The following is a 22,046-nucleotide window of genomic DNA, read 5'->3' as shown; positions in this document are numbered from 1 at the left end:
CGGCTCCGCCCCCTCGGCGGTGGCCGCGAGTGGGAAGCCGACCCGGCCCGCCTGCGGACGCTCAGCCCCTCCGAGTTACTGAGCGCCCGCGTCGCCGAGGCCAACGCCCGCAGCCGTACCGGCCTCCGTGTGTGCGACGTACGGACGTCGCCGCGGCTGCTTCCGGATGGGGCGCAGGCCCCGCCTCCTCCCCTCACCCGAGATCGGCCGGCAGATCGTCCAGCGCCGCCGGCTGCTCCGCGCGCGCGTGGCCGAGAAGGGTGACCGGCCCGGTGAGCGCGACCACGGCCGCGGCCAGGCCGCTCGGCACAGCCGGTCGCGGTCCATGGAGTCAGAAGGAGGTCAGTCCGCGCGGTCGTAGGCTTCCTGCGACGCTGTCACGTCGCCGAGGTGCGCGATCGACCATTCCTCCAGCGCGCGCAGCGGCGCACGCAGGGTGCGGCCCGCCTCGGTGAGCGTGTACTCGACGCGGACCGGAACCTGGGGGTGGACGGTACGGCGAACGAGCCCGTCCCGTTCGAGCCCGCGGAGAGTCTGGGTGAGCATCTTCTGCGAGACGCCCTCGATGCGTCGGCGCAACTCCGAGAAGCGGGCACTGCCGTCCCAGAGGGCGCCCACTACGAGCACCGTCCAACGGTCGCCAATGCGATCCAGGATGTGGCGAGTCGGGCAGTCCGCGCGATAGGGGCTGCCGTGGAGCACCGAATCGGACTGAGTGGTTACCACAAAGTGCCTTCTTCCGATAAGAGAGCTGCACTCCTACGGTAATCGCATGGCGTCGTCCGACGCCACCTCCCGTGGAAAGGCACCTCGTGTCTCGCATTACCGTCATCGGCGGCACCGGCTACGCAGGCTCGGCCATTGTCGCGGAGGCCGCCGCTCGCGGTCACCAGGTCACCGCGCTGAGCCGCTCACTCCCCGAAGCTCCCATCCCGAACGTGGCCTATGTCCAGGGCGACGCCACCGACGAAGCGACGCTCTCGGCGCCCATTGAGGGTGCGGACGTCGTAGTGGGCGCACTCGCCCCACGCGGGCCGCTGGCCGGCACTTTCCGCGACGCCTACAGCACCGTCGCGCGTCTGGCCGATGCCTCAGGCGTACGTCTGTTCGTCGTCGGCGGCTACTCGTCGCTGCGCCCTGCGCCCGGGGCGGACCGCTTCGTCACCGACCTCAGCCACATCCCCGCGGAGCTCCACGACGAGATCCGTGCCGGTGCGGCGCTCATCATCGAGGACCTCCCGGCCACGCCCGCGACACTCGACTGGGTCTTCGTGAGCCCGGCGCTCAGGTTCGGCTCACGTATGCCCGGCGAACGACTCGGCCGATATCGGCTCGGCGACGACGTCGCGGTCCAGCCCGAGGACGGCGGCGCGATCTCCGCCGCGGACTACGCACTCGGGTTCGTCGACCTGATCGAGAAGGGCGATCACCACCGGGCGCAGGTCAACCTCGGCCACTGAGTGGACGACTTCGGAAGTCTCCCGGGACTGACCGAGAAAACCCAACGTTGACATGTTCCCCCCTGATAGCAGCTTTCCGCTCTTCGAACGGGTCGCGAGGAACAACCGGAGCACCGCACTAGAAGACGGTTCCCTCACCCGGCCCTCCCGAATTCCGCCCAGGGGAAATGTTCCGGCCGTCTTTCCGCCACCGCTCCTCTCCAGCGAAGGACCCGGCATGAATGCCGACAACACGCAATGCGCCACCCCGGTCCGGCAGCACACACCAACTTCCCTGCCGCTTCCGAAGGCGAAGGGCACCATGCCGGTGGTCGACGGCATCCTCCACGCCGACCTGCTTCCACCGGAGATCACCTTCGAACTGACGGCGCCGATCCGCGCCTACCGCGAGCCCTACGTCGGCATCACCGCGGACGGTGCCCCTGCCCCCGGCCTCTACCGGCTGACCGACACGGGGAACCGGCCGACCGCGGCGGTCGACGCGGCTGACGCCTACCTCGACGCCCTCATGCCCTTCGAGCGGACCGTTGCCCGGCTACCGATGAACTCGCCCGACTGGCGGCTCTGGACCAACGCCATCCCCACCTGGACACCCAAGGGAATGCGGCTCGAACGCCTGACAGTCACCCAACGCGAACTGGCCCTGGCCGTCATCGAGGCGAGCCTCAGCCGGGAGGGGTTCGACCTCATCCGCGCCGCGATGCAGCTCAACGGCGCCCTGGGCGAGCTGATCGACGACTACCGCGACACCCTGACCGAGTTCACCTACTGGTTCACGATCTTCGGCGACCCCACCTCAGGACAGCCGTGGGGCTGGCAGCTCATGGGACATCACATCGACGTGCACTGTGTCTTCATCGGCAGCCAACTCGTCATGGCCCCCGTGTTCCTCGGCGCTGAACCGACCTCCTGTGACACCGGACGCTACGCCGGTGTCCACGCGTTCGACGACGAGACCGGACACGGCCTGACATTCCGCCGGTCCCTCACGGAGCAGCAGGAGAGCAGTTTCCTGCTCAGCCGCTCCATCAGTGCCCCCGACCCGGCCGGATCCTGGAACGGCCGGCACCTCGCCGGCGCCGGCAGCGACAACCTGATCCTGCCGGCCGAAGGGATCAACGGCGGCGAACTCTCCGCAGACCAACAGGACCTCCTCCTCGACCTCGTCCGCGTCTACCTGCGCCGGCTCCCCGCACTCCACGCGGAGCGCAAGCTCGAAGAGGTCGCCCGCCATCTCGACGACACCCACTTCGTCTGGCGCGGCGGCCACGACGACGTCTGCGCCTTCTACTACCGCATCCACTCCCCGATCCTGCTCGTGGAATACGACAACCACCCCGGTGTCTTCCTCAGTAACGAAGAACCCGCACGCCACCACGTCCACACGATCGTCCGCGAACCGGGCGGCAACGACTACGGCAAGAGCCTCCTCGCCCAGCATTACGCCACCCACCACACGCCGGACAGCGACCACTGACGTGCACAGCGGTATCCGATGCGGAAGCATCTCGTTGAGCTGAACACGAGCCGAGGCATCTCGTTGTGCTGAACACCAGTTGGGGCGACCGAGGTCGGACCGCTCCGGACGGCACGGACCTCGACTGCCTCCCGACCGTGACCGACCTGTGCCCGCACCGTCCGGCCGGCTGGGACCGCTCCGACCCCGTGCGCACCGAGCCGCGCCCCATGGGGATGGTCCCTTCTGCCGCCCACTCTCCGCGCGGATCCGCCCGTCCCAGCGGGCCACCGGCTCTCCTACCGAGTGCCGTGGCCCGCGGTCCACTCCGCCAGGGCGACCAGGGTGGACTCCACGCTCTGCGCCATGTGATCCCGCAGGGCAAGGAGGTCCTCAGGAGTGTCGCCCAGGACCGGGTCGGTACGCAGCAGTCGCCAGGCCTGCTCGACGATGCTGCCGGTGCCCTGCTCATGGAATCGCCAGTCCCAGCGCACGATGCCGTCCTCGGCCCCGCCGACGACGAAGGCGAACGCGGAACCCGGATCGGCTCGCACCACCTCGGAGCGGGTGACCCACTCGCGTCCGTCCCGACGGTTGCTGCCACTGAACCGTGCACCGACCCAGGGGCCGTCCCCCGGCTCGTAGTGCACCGCGCTGGCGCTCGGGCTCCAGGTCTCGATCAGCGAGACGTCGCTGATCAGGCGGTAGACGGAGTCCGGCGGCAGGGCGACCCAGCACCGCCTGACGAAGGAAAAGGGCGTCAGGTCGAAATCGGCCGGCGCATTCCGCGGGCCGGGGGTGAGGCTCTTGGACGTGGTGGCGCTCATGACTGCTCCATAAGTTGTTCGCCCTGGCCCGTCGGCGGACGAGCCTGTTGCCGGCTCATCCTGGGGGCCGGGTACGGGGAGCAGCCAGACCCTGCGGATCCGCACCCCAGCAGGGTGAGGCGCGGCTCAGTGGTGCCGCGCATACTCGTTTCCATGGACAAGCACGGGCAGCTCGCCGACTTCCTCCACGCACGCCGGAGCCTTCTGCGACCCGACGACGTCGGGCTGCGGACCTACGGCGAGCGGCGCCGGGTGCCGGGGCTGCGGAGGGAGGAGCTGGCCATGCTCGCGGGCATCAGTGCGCCGTACTACGCCCGGCTTGAACAGGGCCAGTCGCGCAACGCCTCCCGCGAGGTGCTCGATGCCATCGCGTCCGCCCTGCGTCTGGATGAGTCCGAGCGGGCCCATCTGCACGAGCTCGCCCGTGCACCGAAGCGAGGCAAGGCCGCACCCCGTCCCCGTCCTGAGCGCATCACCCCGGCTACCAGCGCGTTGCTGACAGCACTGGGAGGCACTCCCGCCATCGCCTTGGGCCGGCGCAGTGACGTTCTGGCCTGGAACACCCAAGGTCATGCGTTGTTCGCCGGCCATCTCGACCAGGGCGCCCCCGCGGAACCGGGCTGTCGGCCGAACATGGCCAAGCTGGTGTTCCTCGACGCGCACACCCGCGACCTCTATACCGATTGGCCCGCCAAGGCCAAGGCCGTGGTCGGCAACCTGCGCCTGACCGCCGGCCGGTACCCGGACGATCCGCTGCTGGCCGGGCTCGTCGGCGAACTGATCATGCGCAGCCCGGAGTTCGCCACCATGTGGGCGGATCACCGGATCCTGGCCTGCGACGTCGCCGATTACGAGATGCACCACCCCACGGTCGGGACCCTGACCGTCACTCAGCAGACGCTCCAGAGCCCGCAGGGGAGCGGTCCGGCCGTGGTGATCGCCACAACGGTCCCCGGCTCCCCTTCCGAGACGGCGCTGAAGCTGCTCGCCCACGGCACCGCGTCACGGGAAGCGGCCTCCCCGCGCACGGACGCCGACGCGAGCGCCGACACCATCTGAACCGGCCCCCTCGACCACCATCACCCCGGCACCGCCGCGTCGCGGCTACCGCCTGCCCGAAAACAGTGAGAGTGAAGGAACCCATGTCCCAGCGAATCAGCCGACGAAGCAGCAAGATCATCACGGCGGTCGCTCTGATGGCCGCCACCGCTTCCGCACTGGCCCTGCCCGCCCATGCGGCACCGGCGACGACCTACGCCGCACCGCCCGCCCACAGCGCCGCGGCGTCTCCGGGGTTCCTGAGCGACGTGCGGATCGCCACCCACTTCGACCTGGACGCGCGCCAGATGCCGGAGAACATCGCGCTGCTGCCCGACGGCACGGCAGACGTCACGTTCGCCGCCGCCCGCCAGGTCGCCCGGATCACACCCCGGGGTGCCACCCGCGTCCTGGCTACGCTGCCCGCGCCCGCCGACGGCGGAGTCAATACGCCCGCCCTGCGCTTCCCCCTGACCACCGGCATCGTCCACGCTCCGGACGGCGCCACATACGTGCTGTACGCGACCGGTACCGCCGACCTGACGGGCCTGTGGCGGCTGCGTCCCGGGCACGCTCCGAAGCGCATCGCCGCGCTGCCGGCGGACGGCCTGCCCAACGGCCTGGCACTGGACCGGCACAGCAAGCGGCTCTACATCACCGACTCGGTGCTGGGCACCATCTGGACCGTGCCGCTCTCCGGGGGCCGGCCCACCGCCTGGTCTACCGCGCCCGAACTCGCCTCGACCGACTTCCTCGGAGCCAACGGCGCGAAGGTGCACGACGGCGCGCTGTGGGTGACCAACCTCGACAAGGGCACCCTCCTGCGCATCCCGATCCGTCACGGAAACCGGGCAGGAAAGCCGCAGGTGAGGGCAACAGGCCTGGTGGGCATCGACGACTTCGCGTTCACCGGCCGCGGCAATGAGGTACTCGCCACGCTCAACGCCCCCAACAAGGTCGTCCGTATCCAGCCCGACGGCACCAGCACCACCGTCCTGGACGCCGGCGACGGACTCCAGAACCCCACCGCCGTCGCCCTGCGCGGCACGGAGGTGTACGTGCTCAGCGCCGCCTACACCACGGCCGCCGACCCGAACCTCCTGCGCGCCCGCCTGCACCGCCACCACGGCTGAGCCCTGTCCCGGAGGGCGCTTCGAAGGCAGCGCCGCCCGCCCGGGGAGGGCGGGCGGCGACGTCTGGGCCCGCTTCCATCAGCCTCGTGGTGCAGAGTTCCGGCAGCGGGCTCGCGGCTTCCACGGTCTCCTCGGGCTCGCCATCTCCGACGCCGCCACGCGTTCGGACACGGCCGTAACCACGAACTCGGCCCGAAATTCCGCCGCTGCGCCTGCGAGGCGCTCCAGGCGGCCAGACAACGGCCTGGTCCGCCCGCACCGACCGCCGCCCATCGGCATCGGCGGCGACGACGACGAGTGCCCCACGGACCAGTGGGACGCCGATCCGCGTACCCGGGGTATCGCCGAGGTGAGCCCAAAAGGGGCCGCGGGATGATCTTGAAGGCATGGGGGCCCGGCCCGTCACCCGTTCGGCTCAGTCTCGTTGGTGGTGATGCTGACTGTCATCTGGGGCTTGGGGTGGGTTGTGACCTCGATCGAACGGACAGCGATGAGCATCTTCTGGCCCTGCTGCTGACGCTGAAGTCGTATCAGCGCATGGGGTGCTTCCCGAAGGCGGAGGACATCCCGGAGGCGGTGGCGGAGTTCGTGCGGCGGGCGGTGGAGCTGCCGGAGGGCACGCTGCCGGTGTACCGGGCGGCGAAGACCGTGAAGAACCACCGGGGGCTGGTTCGGCAGCGGGTCGGCGTGGCCTACGGCCAGGTGCGGGCCCGGCGGATCGCCGAGGAGTCGATCCGCCGGGAGGCGGCGTCGAAGAACCGGCCCGCGGACCTGATTCGGCAACCGCGGCATCATCGCCGACAACGACCCCGTAGAGCAGGAGAAGGCGATGAAGTTCAACGCGCTGCTCACGAACGCGGTGATCTTCCACAACGCCCTGGACATCGCGGAGATCGTGCGGCAGCTGCTGGAGGAGGGCTGGACGATCGACCCGGAGTTCCTGGCGCACATCGCGCCGTACCTGGCCGAACACATCAACCGGTTCGGCGAGTACTCCACGCACGAACTCGGCATCCAACCCGACGCGTACGACCCGAAGCTCGACGTCGACTTCGCCCCGCTGCGCGAGCAGGACCCGTCCGTGGCCGGCTTCGGCCAGGCGGCCTGACCACCTTTGCCGAAGGGACCCCCGTCATGCAGGCCACCGCCCTCCTCGACACCCAGCTCCCCAGGGCCCGCGCGCGGGCCACCGTGGTGACGTCACCGGCCTGGTGGCGCCTTCCCTCCGAGGACCGCGCCGCCCACCGCCCTCGCCGCCGCGGTGTCCATAGTGCCCGGCCCCCGCACCGTGCCCGAGGCGGAAGCCGCCCGATCGGCGACGCCGGGCGGGCGGGTCGGCATCCTGAAGACCCGCCCGCCCGGCGTCGCTCCCGCTCGGCTGGATCGTTGAGCGGTATGGCGCCGGGCCGGGTAGGGGCCCGAATCCACCGCGCTCGTGGTCGGCTCGATTCGGCTACGCGTCGCGCCTGTGCAGCAGCAGGCTGCCGACCAGCAGCGCGGCCGCGGCCCACGTGGCGAGTACGCCCAGGCCGGCCCATGGGCCGATGGGCAGCTCGTGCAGATGGATGGTGGCTTGGACCGCGAGTCCGGCGGTCATGGGCGAGATCTGCTGAAGGTGCCGTTGCCACTCCGGGTCGTTGACCACCTGGGTGACGATCGGGAAGAGATAGAGCAGCCCCAGTACGATCCCGATGGCGGTCGCCGCCTCCCGTACCGCCGTCGCGACGCCGAGGCCGATCAGGGCGATCAGGACGAGGTAGAGGACCGAGCCCACGGCCGCGCGCAGGGTCGGGCTGTCGGCCAGGGACAGCGGGGCGTAGCCGTGGGCCTCGGTGAATCCGTTGCCGGGCAGGATGTAGCGGCCGGCGAGGAGTGAGGCGAGGACGGCAGCTGTCCCGGAGATCAGGACGACCGTGGTGAGGACCGTCGCCTTGGCGGTGAGGACGGTGAGCCGGTTCGGCACCGCCGTGAGTGTGGTGCGGATCATTCCGGTGCCGTACTCGCCGCTGACGGCCAGCACCGCGAGGACGGCGATGACCGCCTGCCCGACGGTGACGCCGGTCAGGGCGAGCTTGACGGCGTCCTGGCCGCACCCCGTATCCGGGCACTTCACGGCCTTGGCGGTGCCGCAGCCGAGGGCCACGGTCAGCGCGACGGCGAGCAGGAGCAACCTGCCCATGTCTCCTGTGGTGCGCAGCTTTGTCCACTCCGCGAGCAGGGCGCGGCCGAAGTCCCCTCGCCACGCGTGGTCCGCCGTGCTCGTGAGTCGTGCACTTCTCAGGAGACTCATACGTCCCGCCCGCGCAGCTGCACCACGGCCAGACCGAAGGCGAGCGTGGCATATCCGCACAGCACGGCGAGGCCGGCCCATGGTGCCAGGGGGTAGTAGCCGGTCGACGGTTCGTACACGCTGAGCACCTGCGCGTACTGCGGCAGGGTCTGCTGGATGGCGAAGCCCGCAGCCGGGGTCACCCGCAGCAGCCACTCCGAGACGCCCGGGGGCAGTACGCCGGAGGCGGCGAGCAGGAAGGGCAGCACGATCGACGCGATGACCAGGGCGACCGCCGTGCCGCTGCGCCGCAGCAGGGCGCCGACGCCGAGAGCGAGCACGGCGGTGGCTGCGCAGAGCAGGCCGGTGCCGACCATGACGCGCACTTCGGTCGCCGACGTGATGGGGAAGACATGGAAGCCCCTGCCGCGCGCGCTGCGTTCCCCGATGGGAACGGTGATCGCGGCGGCCACCAGGCCGATGGCGAACGCGATGCCCCCGGTCACCAGCGCCTTGGCACCAAGTACCCGGCCCCGCAGTGGGGTTGCCGCCATGGTCGTACGCAGCAGACCGCGCCGGTACTCGCCGGTGATGAACACCGTGCCCACGGCGATCACCACGATCAGCCCGGCGAAGGTGCCGACGAGGAAGTTCTCGACGGAGAAGCCGACGCCCATGGCGGGCCCGCCGACGACCGGTGCGATGTCACCGGCCCCGGTCACGGTGAACCCGCCGCCGTCGGTCTGGGTGAAGCCGCCCTCGGTGGTGTTCGTGTAGCTGCCGGACGTGCCCGCGTCGCCACCCACCTGTGTGCCGCTCCACACGCTCTGGGACCAGCCACCGGTGAGGCCGGGACGGCCGAAGGTGCCGGTGGCCACGGCGGGGCTGAAGCCCGTGCCCGCCGCGGTGTCCTGCTTCGCCTGCGGTGACGTGGCGAAGAGCCCGGCCTGCACGGTGCGCGCAAGCCCCGGCAGCTTCGCATGGCCGACCGTGGTCCAGTGGGAGCCGTCGGTGGAGGCGTAACCGGTGAGGCTGTCGCCGGAGCGGACCAGGCGCAGCCAGCGCGGGGACTCCTGGGTGACCTTGCCGGAAGGACCCGTCGTGTCGTGCGTGTAGTCGTACTGCATGCGCACGCCGTGGCCGCCGGTGGCCATGACTGCCGCGTACGGGGATCCCTGGGTGAGGCTTTCCTTCACGATGATCCCGGTCTTCGCCCAGGGCTGGGCGCCCTGGGCCGTCTTGCCTGGCCCTGTGTCGGCCACACCGGTCAGCGACCGCAGGGGAACGGTGAGGGTGCCGTCGCCGGTGAGCGTCTTGTGGACGAAGTAGAAGCTGTCGTTGACGGCCTCGCCGCCGGGTCCCTTCGGGTACGAGGCGGAGTCGGCGCCGCGACCGCCAGGGGTGGGGGCGGCCGTGCCGAGCAGGCCGACCATGATCGTCACCAGGAGCGCCCCTGCCATGGCGAGGACCCAGCCGCGTACCGTGCGGAACTTCGTCCACTCGGCGTGCAGCGTCCTGAGGAACCCGCTCCGCTCAGCGCGCCCTGTGGCCGGGGGGCGGGGGGTGAGGGTGGCTGTCATCGCGTGGCCTCCCCCGCCGGGATGCCCCGGTATTCCACCGCGTCCCGGGTGAGCGCCATGTACGCCTCTTCGAGCGTCGCCCGGTGCGCGGACACCTGGGAGAACGGCACCCCGTTCCGGGCGAGCAGTGCCACGATCTCCTCGTCGGGCAGGCCCGTGACGCCGAGGGTGTCGGGGCCGGTGGCGAGAACGGTGGCGCCCGCGCCGTGCAGGACCTGGGCGGCGCGCGGAGGCGCGGAGGTACGCAGGGTGACCCGGCCGCCGGACGCCTCGGCGAGCAGCCCGGACACGCTGGTGTCCGCGACGACCCGGCCGCGGCCGATCACCACGAGATGGTCCGCGGTGTCTTCGAGTTCGCTCATCAGGTGACTGGAGACCAGGACGGCGCGGCCCTGCCGGGCCAGCGACGACAGGAAGCCGCGCATCCACACGATGCCGTCGGGGTCGAGGCCGTTGAACGGCTCGTCCAGCATGACCACCGGCGGGTCCCCGAGCAGCGCCGCCGCGATCCCCAGGCGCTGGCGCATGCCCAGCGAGAAGCCGCCGGCCTTGCGCCGGGCCGCCGTGCCCAGGCCGGCCTGATCTATGACCTCGTCCACCCGCCGGCCCGACACGCCCTGTGAGTGGGCCAGCCACAGCAGGTGGTTACGGGCGGTGCGGCTCGGCTGCAGCGCGGAGGCGTCGAGCAGTGCCCCCAGATGCCGAAGCGGGCGACGCAGGGTGCGGTACGGCACCCCGTCGACCAGGGCCTTTCCCTCCTCAGCTGCGTCAAGGCCCAGGATCACGCGCATGGTGGTGGACTTGCCCGCGCCGTTCGGGCCGACGAAACCGGTCACCCGTCCGGGCCGCACGGTGAACGTCATCCCGTCCAGAGCCAGCTGTGGTCCGAAGCGTTTACGCAGACCGATGACCTCGATCGTCGCCTTCGTACTCTCATCACTCATGGGCTCCACCCTGTGACGGAGCGAGTTACAGGGGCCGAACGGTCACTGTCATCTCGTTGTTAGGCGCCTCGGCCTAGCCTGGCCGTGTACGTGTCCTGGTGCGGTGGCGAGAGGGGAGCATGCGGATGAAATGGGGTCCGTCCCGACGGCTCGCGGGCCTGACTGCCCGGCTCGGCCTGCGCCGTGGCACTGCCCGCACCCGCTTCACCGCCTTGTACGTGACTTTGTTCCTGCTGTCGGGAACGGCGCTGCTGGCCATCGCGGCCGTGGCGGCATCCGGCGGATCGCGCTCCAGCCAGACCGCCCCCGATGGCGGCACCGGTCAGCCCGCCACGGCGGCACAGGCCCAGGGCCGCATCGACGAGCTGGAGCAGCAGCTGACCCAGGCGCACGACACCCAGTCCCGGCAGATCGTGATCGGCTCCGCTATCGCCCTCGGCGTCATGGTGGTGATCTCGGTCGGCCTCGGTTGGTTCGTCGCCGGCCGGGTGCTGCGCCCGCTGCGCGTGATGACTGCGGCCACCCGCCGGATCACCGCCGACAGCTTGCACGAACGCCTGGCCATCGGCGGCCCCGGCGACGAGGTGAAGGATCTCGCCGACACCATCGACGACCTCCTCGGCCGCCTGGAGGGCTCCTTCGACGCCCAGCGCCTCTTCGTCGCCAACGCCTCCCACGAGCTGCGCACCCCGCTCACCACGATGCGGGCCTCCCTCGACGTGGCCCTCGCCAAGCCGGGCCCGGTACCCGAGACCACGGTCACGCTGGCCGCCCGGATGCGCGCCGAACTCGACCAGGTGGACCGGCTGCTGGAGAGTCTCCTCGTCCTGGCTCGCACCCAGCACGGCGAGTTCACCGACTCGGCGCGCCTCGCCCTCGGCCAACTCGCGCTGACCGCCTTGACCGGACGGGCCAAGGACATCGCGGCCAAGGGGCTGACCGTGCGTGAAAACCGGAGCGACGGCTCCGCGTGGGTGTGGGGCAGCCAGACGCTGCTGCGCCGCGTGGCCGACAACGTGGTCGACAACGCGATCGCGCACAACGACCCCGGGGGCTGGATCAGTGTCGCGGTACGGGCCGAAGGAGACGACGCGGGCGCAGTGTCCCTCGTCGTCGAGTCCAGCGGGCCGGTCCTTGACCAGCGGCGGGTGGCGGACCTCGCGCAACCTTTTCGCCGCCTTGGCGCCGACCGGACCGGCACCGGCCGGGGCAGCGGCCTCGGCCTCTCCATCGTCGCGGCCATCACCCAGGGCCACCACGGCACCCTGGACCTGCGCGCCCGGCCCGACGGCGGCCTGCGTGTGACGATCACCCTCCCCCGTACGGACGGCAGGGCGCCGGCGGAAGCCCCCGACACAGAGACGGGCGTGGCGCGTTGAGAGTCCTGGTGGTCGAGGACGCCCGCCCCCTCGCCGAAGTCATCGCCGAGGGACTGCGCGACCAGGGCATGGCCGTAGACGTGGCCCACGACGGGCTCGACGCCGCGGCCAAGCTGGACGTCAACGCGTACGACGTCGTCGTGCTCGACCGCGACCTGCCAGGTATCCATGGCGACACTCTCTGCCAGATGATCACCGAGCGGGACGGCCGCGTGATGGTCCTGATGCTGACCGCGGCCGACTCACCCGGCGACCGCGTCAGCGGCCTGACCCTGGGTGCTGACGACTACCTCGCCAAGCCCTTCCACTTTCCCGAACTCGTCCTGCGCATCCGCGCCCTGGCCCGCCGTCGCCCCGCCGCCCGGTCCCGCACCCTGAGCGCGGCGGATATCGAACTCGACCCGATGCGCCACACCGCCAGCCGCGACGGCCGCCAACTCGACCTCTCTGTCAAGGAATTCGCGGTACTCGAAGCCCTCCTGAACGCAAGCCCCGCCTTCCTCAGCGCGGAAGGCCTCCTCGAACAGGTCTGGGACGAGCACGCCGACCCGTTCACCAACACGGTCACGGTGACCATCAGCCGCCTGCGCCGCAAACTCGGCGACCCCCCGGTCATCGCCACCACACCCGGCGTGGGATATCGGATCATCGACCCAGCCGTCCCACCCGACTGAGCAGCCGACAGGGGCCGGCGGCCCACGCGTGGAGGCGGTGCTCAGTGCACCTGACTCCAGTCATCTGCGCAGCCGACTTCGGAGACTGACACACGCGGTTACTCTCACAAACGGGTCCTTTGCCCGAGCAGGATCAATAGTTGCCCGCCGGGCCTCGGTTGATCTCCGACCGGTTCTCAGAACTTGCTCTCACTCAAAAGAGGGACGGACCCCGTTCTGAGACTTGCATTGTGCGAAAATTCGAACCCATGGCGGACCCTCAGCAACCCTCCCCGACCGCCCGGTCGGTCGGACGCCGACGACATCGAGCAGCACGCCTGTCCGAAGTGTGACGCACAGCCCGGCTCACCCTGCCGCTCGCGCGGCGGCGCCGTCGCCTCCGCCTACCACACCCGCCGCTTCACCACGGTCCCACGCCTGAAGAAGGCGCTGAGGATGCCGACCCCCCGCGGACCGCAACCCCGGCAAGCCCTGGAGGCCCGGCCACACGGTCCCCGCGGCCGGCGACCCGGACCTGCCGAGCGCGGACATCCGCATCGGCTACGCCCGCTGCTCGCACCTCAGCCAAGAACTCGACTCCCAGCTCGACGCCCTCAGCAAGCACGGCATCCCCCGGGACAAGATCTTCAGCGAGAAGATCAGCACCCGCGTGCGGGTCCGCCCCCGGTTCGAGGCGGCGCTGCGTACGGCGCGGGAGATCAAGGCCCATGCCCCGCACTGCCGGGTCATCTTCACCGTCCACGAGATGAAGCGGCTCGGCCGCGACGCCGCCGAACTCACCGCCCTGGCAGACCACCTCACCGCTCACGGCCTCGTCCTGGAGACGCTTGCCGGGCCCCTGCCCGGCATCTACGACCCCGCGGGCGCGGCGCCGCTGCTGTTCGCGTTCTTCGCCGCGATGGCGGAGACCGAGCGCGCGAACACCCGTGAGTCGACGCTGGAGGGCCTCGACACCGCGGCACGCAAGGGCAAGCACGGCGGCCGGCCCCCGGTCATCACCGACGACATGCTCCACACCGTGCTCCGCCGGAGGGCCAACGGCGAGTCCGTCGAGCAGATCCAGCCCGACCTGATCATCCCCACCGGCAAGCGCAAGGGGCGCAGCCCTTCCGTCGCCAGCGTCTACCGAGCGCTCGCCGAGCACGCCAAGCACGAGGCGTACCACAACCGCGTCGGCCACCACGACTACGAGGGCGTCGCCCTCATCTCGCCGAACAGGGACGCCCCGTCACCGACCTCGGCACCCACCCCGCGCTCATCCTGCGCAACCACGGCCCGCCAGCCGTCGGCGACAGCGCCAAGCAGGCGTTCCTGCGCAATGTTCCACCTGGAGAAGGCGTGCGAGATCCAGGTCACCGCCCAGGCCGGCGGCACCGAACTCGTCCTGCCCTCCGACCAGGTGGCCGAGTACACCGCCCAGCAGCTCACCGGCGAGGGTGACGCCTCCTCCGACTTCGAGGACCACGACGCGTACGACCTGGCCTGGGCCGCCCTGCTGCGCCTGATGGAACGGATCGCGCCGGACTACAAGGACTGAGCACCCGGACGACCTCGCGGAATCCCGCCAGTCATCGCGATTCACTTTATGTGACAACGACCAGGTGGGTAGGGTGCGGCGGAGCGCCCCGCAGGCAACCGGGCGGCGCGGACCGGGGGGCGACTGGTGGGGTGGCGCGAGGAGATCGCCTCGGCGCTGGGCGAGTGGATCGCCGTCGAGGGAGGCGCGGGCCGGCAGCCGCGCTGGCAGCTCGTGGGGCGGGCGGCCCGGACCGGTGATCCGGGTGGTTACGTCGTCGATCTGCGTGGCTCCGACATCGGACCGGACCAGCTGGACGCCCTGCGACTGGCCGGACCGGATGACGATGGCATCGAGACCAAGGGCTTCGCCGCCTCCGAGGCCGTCCAGAACGGCTCCCTGCTCACCTTGCGGGTACCGGAGTTCGCCGAGGTCGCCGACCCTCATCTCTGGATACTCAAGCAGCCGCCCACCTTCCTGATCGAGGCGCTGCGCGACGGCATCACGGCGCTGGGCAAGCATCCCCTCGCCACCGCCCTGGCGACCGCGACGATCGGCGGCTCCTCGGCCCACGCCGTCGGGCCGCCGGGCTTGCATCCCGCCCAGGCCGACGCCTATCGGGCATGCCTCGGCGAAGGCGTCCACCTGGTGTGGGGGCCGCCCGGCACCGGGAAGACCACCGTCCTCAAACGGGCCATCGGCGACCTGATCGCCCGGGGCCGGCGTGTGCTGCTGGTGTCGGCGACGAACATCGCCGTGGACAACGCCCTGCTGGGCGTCGTACGCGAGAAGCGCCACCGGTCCGGTGACATCGTCCGGGTGGGGCCTCCACACCTGCGCGAGGTGGCCGACGACCCCTCCGTCTCCCTGCCCTTGATGATCAGGGCCAGGCTGGCCGAGGCGGCGGACCGGCGTACGAATCTGGAGGCGGAGCTCGTCGCCGTCGGGGAGCGGGCCCGGCAACTGGCCGCGCTGGAAAGCAGCCTCCAGGGCTTCGACGCCCCGGCGTACTTCGAGGCGCTGAAGTTCGTACGGACACCCGAGCAGGAAGTGGTGGCGACGCGGGCCCGGGCGGCGGCGGCCGAGGAGCGTCTTGTCGAGGCGGCCCACCGCCTCGAACGCCTCGCCGACGCCATCGGGACGGCCCGCGCACGCCGTGAGGCCGCCGAAGCGGCGAAGGCCCGCTGGCGCGAAGTCGACGGTCTCTCCGAGGAGATCACCCGCGTACGCGAGGCCGCGGAGAACAGGGAGGCCGACGTGCTGCTGGCGGACGGTCACCGCCGCGCCCTGGAACTGCGGCTGGAGAACGTCGCCGCCAAGGGCATCCTCGGCAGATGGAAGCACCGCGACACGATCATGGACCTTCAGGACGCACTGGCGGATGCCCGGCGGGCCGCCACGGTCGCCCGCACGGCGGCGCAGGAGGCCCGTACCACCGCCGCCGCCCACATCGCCCGGATCAGCGCCCGGATCGACGCGACGGCCGAAGCGATCCCGCTCACCCGGGAACAGATCACCCGCATCGAGGCCGACGCGGCGTCGCTCCTGGCCGAGAGCGAGCAGGCGGAGCGGCAGGTGCGCGCCCTTGAGCAGGACGCCATCCAGGCCTCCGAGACCGCGGCCCGCGCCCGGAAGGCCCACGCGCTGGCCGAAGACGCCGCCGCACAGGGCTGGCCGGCCCTGCACGACCGGGCCGTACGGCTGCGTCCCGAGGCGAGTGCCGACCGCACCCGGCGACCGGAGCTGGAGAAGCGGTACAAGCTGGCGCAGGAGGAGTACGACCGGCTCGCCCGCAATGCCCAGGGCGAGATCATCAAGTCCGCCAAGCTGGTCGCCACGACCCTGGCCCGGTTCCGCACCAACCGGACGGTCCTGGAGGGGCCGTACGACGTGGTCCTCGTGGACGAGGCGGGTGCCGCGACGCTGCCCGAGGTCCTGCTCGCCACCGGCAAGGCGGACCGGGCGGCCGTCCTGCTCGGGGACTTCATGCAGCTCGGACCGGTGATCCCGCCGGCCATCGGCAACAACGACCGCCCGGACATCAAGCGGTGGCTGCACCCGGACGTCTTCCAGCACTGCGGCATTCATGAACCGGCGGACGCCGAGGCGCACCCGTCGTGCGTCACGCTCACCGAACAGCACCGTTTCGGCCCCGCCGTCATGCGCCTGGTTAACGACCTCGCGTACGGCGGTGTCCTGTCGGGCGGCAGCCAGGTGCGGCGGCAACGGCCGGACAACGACCCCGAGATCGTCCTCATCGACACCGACGGCCTGGACGAGCTGGCGCGCGCCCATCCGACCGGCAGCCGCAAAGGGTGGTGGCCCGCAGGGTCGCTCATCGCCCGGGCCCTGGTGGAGCTCCACCGCGAGCAGGGCGAGGAGGCGGGCATCGTCACGCCGTACGGAGTCCAGGCCGAGGCCACCCTGGAGGCGCTGCGCGACGTCGAGAACGCCGGGCGCCCGCTCGCCGAGGTCGGTACGGCCCACCGGTTCCAGGGCCGGGAGTTCGACGTCGTCGTCTTCGACACGGTGGAGGGCAGCGGCGACAGCCGTGAGCTGTGGATGGCTCTCGCTCACCGGCAGCCGGGGGCCGAGGCCTGGCACCGCAACGGCCTCCGCCTGTTCAACGTGGCGGTGACCAGGACGAAGACCCGGCTGTACGTCATCGCCGGCGGCGCCCGCGTCAGGAACGCCAAGCCCGGAACGGCCCTTTCCCGGCTCGCCGCGCTGATCGGCACCCCCGGCGTCCGGGTTCTGAAGGCCAAGCACCTCATCGCCCCGCCGACGGCCCCGGTCCCGTTCCGGGGCGCGTTCGGCACGGCTCTGGCGGAGGTCCTGGGCCGGCACGTGGAGGTGGCCGACGTCCACGACGAGACGACGTTCTTCGACACCTTCGCCGAGGAGATCAACCGCGCACAGCACTCGCTGTGGCTGTGGGCACCGTGGGTCGCCAGGCGGCTCCGATCCCTGCTGCCCGCCCTCGCAGCCGCGTCCGGCCGAGGCGTACGGATCACGGTCTTCATCCGCGACGACACCGACACCTTGCAGCGCAAGCCCGCGAACCAGGCTCTGATCGCCGATCTTCGCGCCGTGGCCCACACCGTGGTCCCGATGAACGTCATGCACCAGAAGATCGCGGTCTTCGACGAGCGGACCGTGCTGCTCGGCAGCCTGAACGCCCTCTCCCAGAGCTGGACTCGGGAGGTGATGGTCACGATGCGCGGCGCGTACTTCGCCCGGAAGCTGCTCGCACACGAACACGCGAAAACCTTCGCCCGCCCGCCGAAGTGCGGCCGGTGCGGGGGCACGGAGATCGAGATCCGGCGCCGGAGGAACGGCAACTGGTTCTGGCGCTGCTACGCCACCGCGTGCAAGACGCCCCCTTCCGGGCGCTCCCACACCTGGACCCAGGACATCCGCCTGCGCGGCAGCCGTTGAGGGCGGCGGCCCCGCGCATGCGCGCACGGGAGTTGGCCGCCTCCATGAGCTACCGGATCGAGGAGGCGTACGCCCTGAACGGCCCGGGGACGCGGCCTGCAAGGAAGCGGACGGCCACCGGCCGCCGGGCTGCGGCGGAACAGCTGATCACGCGGCTGGGTGTCCCGCCGGACCGGCGCCGCCGTTGAGCGGGCCGTGACCGTTGAGCGGCAAGCGCCGCTCGGCCGCCTCACGGCACGGACAACTCCGGACGCGGTGGGTCAGGGTGACGCGCCCGGCCCCGGCGGGCCGGGCGCGTCGAACCTAGCGGTTCTGCAGGGACTTGACGTTGTTGCCGAAGGACCAGCCCTTCGAGCCGTCCCAGTTGAGGGACCACGTCATAAGGCCCTTGAGCGAGCCGTTGAACGTGTTCCACGCCTGGCTGACCTGGCTGGGCGCCATGTAGCCGCCGCCCGCGCCGGGCTGGGCCGGCAGGCCGGGCACCTGCTTGTCGTACGGCACCTTGATCGTGGTGCCCTGGATGGTCAGGCCGTTGTTGAGGCAGGTGGTCTGAGCGGCGAAGCCCTCCACGGTTCCGGCCTGGTACGAATCGCCCGAGCAGCCGTACATGCTGCCGTTGTAGTACTGCATGTTGAGCCACCACAGCCGGCCGTTGTCGACGTACTTCTTGATGATCGGCAGGTACGCGCCCCAGATGGACCCGTAGGTGACGCTGCCGCCGGTGACGTACGCGGTCTCCGGCGCCATCGTCAGGCCGAAGCCCGCCGGCATCTTGGCCAGCACACCATCGATGATGCGGATCAGGTTGGACTGGGAGGCGGACAGCGTGTTGATGTTCCCGCTGCCGGACAGCCCGGTCTCGATGTCGATGTCGATCCCGTCGAAGTTGTACTTCTTGAGAATCGGGACGACGGTCTCCACGAAACGGTCGGCGACCTTGCTCGACGACAGGTCGATGCCCGCGGCCGCGCCGCCGATGGACATCAGGAGCGTGGCGCCGTTCGCCTTGGCCTCACACATTTCCGCCGGCGTCGACACCTTCACACCCGCGTCCATGCCGTCCTCCCACAGGACGGTTCCGTCCGAGAGGATCACGGGGAAGGCTGCGTTGATGACGTTGTAGCCGTGCTGGGCGATCCGGCTGTCGGTGATGGGGGTCCAGCCCATGCCGGGGTGAACGCCGTTCGAAGCGCCGTCCCAGTTCTCCCAGTACCCCTGCAACACCTTGCCGGTCGGCTTGGGCTTCGTGGCACAGGTGTCGTCGCCCGGAGGATCGGTGGGCGGCGGGGTGGTGGGCGGGTCGGTGGGAGGCGGTGTCGTGGGCGGATCGGTGGGCGGCGGCGTGGTCGGCGGGGGCGTCGTGCCACCGGGGCCGGTGAGCGACACGTCGTCCGCGAGGTACGCGGGCGTCCCGTACCAGCCGTGCAGGTGGACCGTCACCGATGTGGTGTTCGCACCGGTGGTGAAGTCGACGCTGAGCTCGCTGTACGAGGAGGAGTTGGGTGTCCAGGTCTGCGGCTCGCTGGAGGCACCGGTGCCGCTGGCGCCGAGGTAGACGTAACTGCCCTGGACGAAGGCGCTCAGCGTGTACTTCGAGTTGGGCTGCACATTGACCGTCTGGGAGCACTCGGCATTGTCCAGACCGGAGGGTGTGGCCTTCAGCGCGGACGAGCCGGAGTGCGCCGGGCTGCCGGCGACCTGGCCGGAACTGTTGGTGCAGGACCAGCCGGAAAGGCCGCTCTCGAAGCCGGAGTTGGCCACCAGGTTGGTGGCATCGGCGGCGCCGGCCGATCCGGAACCGGCCAGGGTGACGCAGGCGCCGACGACGGTGGCGGCGCTGAGCCCGGCGATCGTACGGGTCACAACGGTCGAGCTGAGCCGGGCCCGGCCGGCGGCCGCATGGCCGCCGCCCGCCTCGGGGAGAGTCCGAATCCTCCGACGGAACATGCTGTGCTCCATTCTCGCCCCGAGCCGCGGGCGTGGGCGTGCGTGAGGGGCGCGGCCGCACGGCCCCGGATGAACTGGGGAGATGCGGTGCGGCAGTCGACGGGAGCGTAGAAGCGGGGGCCGGGCCCGTCAATAGGTCTGGACCAAAGACGAGCGTTTGCGGGTGGCCGCGCTTGCCGGACGCTTCAGGGCTGCCCCCTTCGGACCACGGGAGCCCCGCGGGGGCAGGGCAACCGGAGGGCTCCCCGCCCCGACGGGGCTCGTCATGCCGTGGGGCGCGTCATCGGCGCCCGGAAGAGGCCGGTGCCGTGCCACGCTCAACGGATCAGCCGAAGTTCACGTCACTGCACCACATGTAGGCCTGGTCGGTGTGCGAGGCCTGCCAGATCGTGAACACGATGTGACGTCCGGCGTAGCCGGAGGTGCTGACGTCGAACGTGTAGTCGGTCGACGGGCCGAAGCTACCTGTCTGCGTGATGAAGTCGAGGTTGCCCCAGCCCAGGGACTGAGCCTCGGGGTCGAAGCCCTGCTTGCTCACGTAGACCTTGAAATAGTCGGCACCGTGGGAGGCCTGGTCGGCCACGTGGACCGAGAAGTTACTGCCGACGTCGGTCGCCTTCCACTGCCCGGGCACGTCCAGGCTGGCGTTCCTCGAAATGTTGTTGCTGCAGAGCGTGCCGTCCGGGGTCCGCGCCTGGAACTGGCCACCGAGGCCGTCGCGAAGGGCGCTCATCCAGTTCCACATGGTGTCACTGTTGGCCTGGAAGGCCTGCCAGCACATGGGGTCCTCGGTCTGCATGGCCGGGTTCATGTGGTCGCTGCCCCACTTCTGCCAGCACTGATAGGCGCGGGAAGGAGGTCCGACGACGGAGCCGTGGGCCTGGGCGGGCGCCGACCAGACCAACGCGCCGACCACCACGGCGAACAGCGACACGAGCACCGAGAGGGGCCGACGAAGGATGGACCGGGAACGCCCGGATAAGGGGATGTGTTTGCGCATGGGGGGAACTCCTTGTGGTCGCGGACATGCATGGGAGCGCTCCCAACGGTACGAGCCCAGGAGTAAATGTCAACGCAACAAACAAGGTTGATCACGAGGAAGGCAGCCGGCAGGGGTGCGCCGGGAGATGGAGACCAACTTCCTCGGCCCGCCGGCCGCCTCCCTCCCGCTCTCCCCGGGCGTCACGCACCATCTCCTGCCAGCCGTTCGGAACCGGACCGACGTCGGACCTGACGTCGCCCTCGGCCCGGACCGACTTCCCAACGACGCCGGCCGGCAGGCGCACGGCTCGGACGGCAGGGCCCCGCCGAAGAACGCAGCGGCGGTCGCGGAACGCCGACTGGCACGGTGGGGGCGGGGTACGGGAACGAGTCCTCGTGTACGGCGAGTACGGGCCGGTACGCGCGTCATCCGGACCGGGCGAGGCACACAACCTCGTCGCCGACCAGGACCCCGGACTGGCCATCGTCCACGCCCTGGTCACGACTCACGGAGGCGCATCGACCGACACCTCACCCGGCCAGGGGTGCACGCCGCATCGTGCTGCCGATGAACAACCCGTAGTCCGGGCGGGACCGACCGCAGCGTGCCGTGAGTCGACGCATGAGGCCCCGCCGACCTGCAGCGGGGCTGCCCGCGACAGGCCCACTCGGCAGGACGCCAAGTCACCGACGGCACCGCGTCCGGTCGGTGCCGGGCCGGCCGGCTGCCTCTGACTGCACCTGCGCAAGGGAGGGGCCGGCTGCCGGGACCTCCCCGCATCCGGCCCTCTCTTCAAAACGTAGGACCAGGCGGCCTTGCGCATCGCTGCCGCGGAGGCCCGAAGCTTCCTTTTCGAGCGTCATCCAGGCGTCAGGAACCCCGCAGAAGCCATTGGAGGGCGTCGCCGCTGCAAGCGCCTCGTTCGCGAATTCGCTGGTCAGAGAGCCCTCAAAGAGCGATCCGTCCGATCGAACCGCTACATGGAGAGGAAAGGTCGAGACCCACCGGAGGAGCAAAAACGGAGGTCAGGCACCCTTGCCCGCAGGCTCAAGGATCGCGACGCACTCGACATGATGGGCCATCGGAAAGGTGTCGATCTGAGTAAGCCACAGAAAAGGGCAGGTCAGAGGCGCATTCTCGGCTTGATGTGCATCTTGAAGGAGCCCAGAGCGTCAAACGAGCGTCACGGCTGAAAGTGCCGGGTCGGTGTCGGGCTACCCGGCCTCGCGGCGAGGGAGCGGGATCCCCCGGGCAGATCGAGTTGCCGCAGTCTGTTCAGCCCTGAGGAGGCCGCGCGGTCTACCAGGATTCCTGGAATCGCCTGTACACGCCCCACTCTCGTCGGCGCAACAGGTCCTCCACCCACTACGGAACCGCGACCGGCATGCCCGCGATCGCCACGG

General features: G+C 70.6%; 16 protein-coding genes and 3 pseudogenes. 12 read left to right on the top strand and 7 right to left on the bottom strand.

Features of this window, described 5'->3' with window-relative positions:
- Positions 1-342: 342 nt before the first annotated feature.
- Positions 343-702 carry a winged helix-turn-helix transcriptional regulator gene (locus P8A18_RS26530; RefSeq protein ID WP_371933795.1) on the bottom strand — a complete coding sequence of 120 codons (360 nt, stop codon included), beginning with the start codon at positions 700-702 and terminating at the stop codon, positions 343-345.
- Positions 703-812: 110 nt separating this feature from the next.
- Between P8A18_RS26530 and P8A18_RS26525 the strand changes: the two genes are divergently transcribed.
- Positions 813-1,460 (top strand): NAD(P)-dependent oxidoreductase, encoded by a 648-nt coding sequence (locus tag P8A18_RS26525; RefSeq protein WP_306058366.1) that lies wholly within the window; start codon positions 813-815, stop codon positions 1,458-1,460.
- 217 nt (positions 1,461-1,677) lie between these two features.
- Positions 1,678-2,937, top strand: coding sequence for a DUF3500 domain-containing protein (locus P8A18_RS26520; protein WP_306058364.1), 1,260 nt, complete (start codon positions 1,678-1,680; stop codon positions 2,935-2,937).
- Between the two features lie 278 nt (positions 2,938-3,215).
- On the opposite strand, the gene P8A18_RS26515 is transcribed toward P8A18_RS26520, so the two are convergent.
- Positions 3,216-3,743 (bottom strand): SRPBCC family protein, encoded by a 528-nt coding sequence (locus P8A18_RS26515; protein WP_306058362.1) that lies wholly within the window; start codon positions 3,741-3,743, stop codon positions 3,216-3,218.
- Positions 3,744-3,896: 153 nt separating this feature from the next.
- Between P8A18_RS26515 and P8A18_RS26510 the strand changes: the two genes are divergently transcribed.
- The 4 genes and pseudogenes from P8A18_RS26510 to P8A18_RS26500 form a co-directional block, all read left to right on the top strand.
- A complete protein-coding gene (locus P8A18_RS26510; RefSeq protein WP_306058360.1) occupies positions 3,897-4,802 on the top strand; it encodes a helix-turn-helix domain-containing protein in 906 nt (301 codons plus the stop codon).
- A gap of 83 nt (positions 4,803-4,885) precedes the next feature.
- Positions 4,886-5,914 (top strand): hypothetical protein, encoded by a 1,029-nt coding sequence (locus P8A18_RS26505; protein ID WP_306058358.1) that lies wholly within the window; start codon positions 4,886-4,888, stop codon positions 5,912-5,914.
- A gap of 372 nt (positions 5,915-6,286) precedes the next feature.
- Positions 6,287-6,637 (top strand): annotated as a pseudogene (locus tag P8A18_RS34365) (DUF4158 domain-containing protein); the annotation flags it as partial.
- A gap of 64 nt (positions 6,638-6,701) precedes the next feature.
- Positions 6,702-7,022, top strand: a pseudogene (locus P8A18_RS26500) (Tn3 family transposase); the annotation flags it as partial.
- Positions 7,023-7,367: 345 nt separating this feature from the next.
- Here the strand turns inward: P8A18_RS26500 and P8A18_RS26495 are convergent.
- The 3 genes from P8A18_RS26495 to P8A18_RS26485 form a co-directional block, all read right to left on the bottom strand.
- Complete coding sequence (locus P8A18_RS26495) at positions 7,368-8,093, bottom strand: ABC transporter permease subunit (protein WP_306058356.1); 726 nt, start codon at positions 8,091-8,093, stop codon at positions 7,368-7,370.
- A 107-nt stretch (positions 8,094-8,200) separates the two neighbouring features.
- On the bottom strand, positions 8,201-9,763 hold the full coding sequence (locus tag P8A18_RS26490) for an ABC transporter permease subunit (RefSeq protein WP_306058354.1): 1,563 nt from the start codon (positions 9,761-9,763) through the stop codon (positions 8,201-8,203).
- Positions 9,760-10,707 (bottom strand): ATP-binding cassette domain-containing protein, encoded by a 948-nt coding sequence (locus P8A18_RS26485; RefSeq protein ID WP_306058352.1) that lies wholly within the window; start codon positions 10,705-10,707, stop codon positions 9,760-9,762. The genes P8A18_RS26490 and P8A18_RS26485 overlap by 4 nt, the downstream gene beginning before the upstream one ends.
- A 218-nt stretch (positions 10,708-10,925) precedes the next feature.
- Between P8A18_RS26485 and P8A18_RS26480 the strand changes: the two genes are divergently transcribed.
- The 6 genes and pseudogenes from P8A18_RS26480 to P8A18_RS26455 all read left to right on the top strand — a co-directional run bounded on the left by P8A18_RS26480 (position 10,926) and on the right by P8A18_RS26455 (position 17,902).
- The gene (locus P8A18_RS26480) at positions 10,926-12,086 is read left to right on the top strand and encodes a sensor histidine kinase (protein WP_306058350.1); all 1,161 of its coding nucleotides are present in this window, start codon (positions 10,926-10,928) and stop codon (positions 12,084-12,086) included.
- Positions 12,083-12,760, top strand: a complete 678-nt coding sequence (locus P8A18_RS26475; RefSeq protein WP_306058348.1) for a response regulator transcription factor — start codon at positions 12,083-12,085, stop codon at positions 12,758-12,760. Before P8A18_RS26480 ends, P8A18_RS26475 begins: the two co-directional genes overlap by 4 nt.
- Positions 12,761-12,943: 183 nt before the next feature.
- Positions 12,944-13,132: pseudogene (locus P8A18_RS34455) on the top strand (zinc finger domain-containing protein); the annotation flags it as partial.
- A 142-nt stretch (positions 13,133-13,274) separates the two neighbouring features.
- Positions 13,275-14,297, top strand: a complete 1,023-nt coding sequence (locus P8A18_RS34360) for a recombinase family protein (protein ID WP_371933794.1) — start codon at positions 13,275-13,277, stop codon at positions 14,295-14,297.
- A gap of 126 nt (positions 14,298-14,423) precedes the next feature.
- Positions 14,424-17,714, top strand: a complete 3,291-nt coding sequence (locus P8A18_RS26460; RefSeq protein WP_306058347.1) for an AAA domain-containing protein — start codon at positions 14,424-14,426, stop codon at positions 17,712-17,714.
- Between the two features lie 17 nt (positions 17,715-17,731).
- Complete coding sequence (locus tag P8A18_RS26455) at positions 17,732-17,902, top strand: hypothetical protein (RefSeq protein ID WP_306058345.1); 171 nt, start codon at positions 17,732-17,734, stop codon at positions 17,900-17,902.
- A 115-nt stretch (positions 17,903-18,017) separates the two neighbouring features.
- Here the strand turns inward: P8A18_RS26455 and P8A18_RS34450 are convergent, their stop codons facing one another.
- Both P8A18_RS34450 and P8A18_RS26445 read right to left on the bottom strand, forming a co-directional pair.
- Positions 18,018-19,661 carry a carbohydrate binding domain-containing protein gene (locus P8A18_RS34450; RefSeq protein WP_306058343.1) on the bottom strand — a complete coding sequence of 548 codons (1,644 nt, stop codon included), beginning with the start codon at positions 19,659-19,661 and terminating at the stop codon, positions 18,018-18,020.
- A 325-nt stretch (positions 19,662-19,986) separates the two neighbouring features.
- Positions 19,987-20,661, bottom strand: coding sequence for a lytic polysaccharide monooxygenase auxiliary activity family 9 protein (locus tag P8A18_RS26445; RefSeq protein WP_306058341.1), 675 nt, complete (start codon positions 20,659-20,661; stop codon positions 19,987-19,989).
- Between the last annotated feature and the right edge of the window lie 1,385 nt (positions 20,662-22,046).

The sequence above is a fragment of the Streptomyces sp. Mut1 genome (assembly GCF_030719295.1).
Taxonomy (GTDB): domain Bacteria; phylum Actinomycetota; class Actinomycetes; order Streptomycetales; family Streptomycetaceae; genus Streptomyces; species Streptomyces castrisilvae.
The sequence above is the reverse complement of the archived record's forward strand: the minus strand, read 5'-3'. Positions and strand labels throughout refer to the sequence as shown.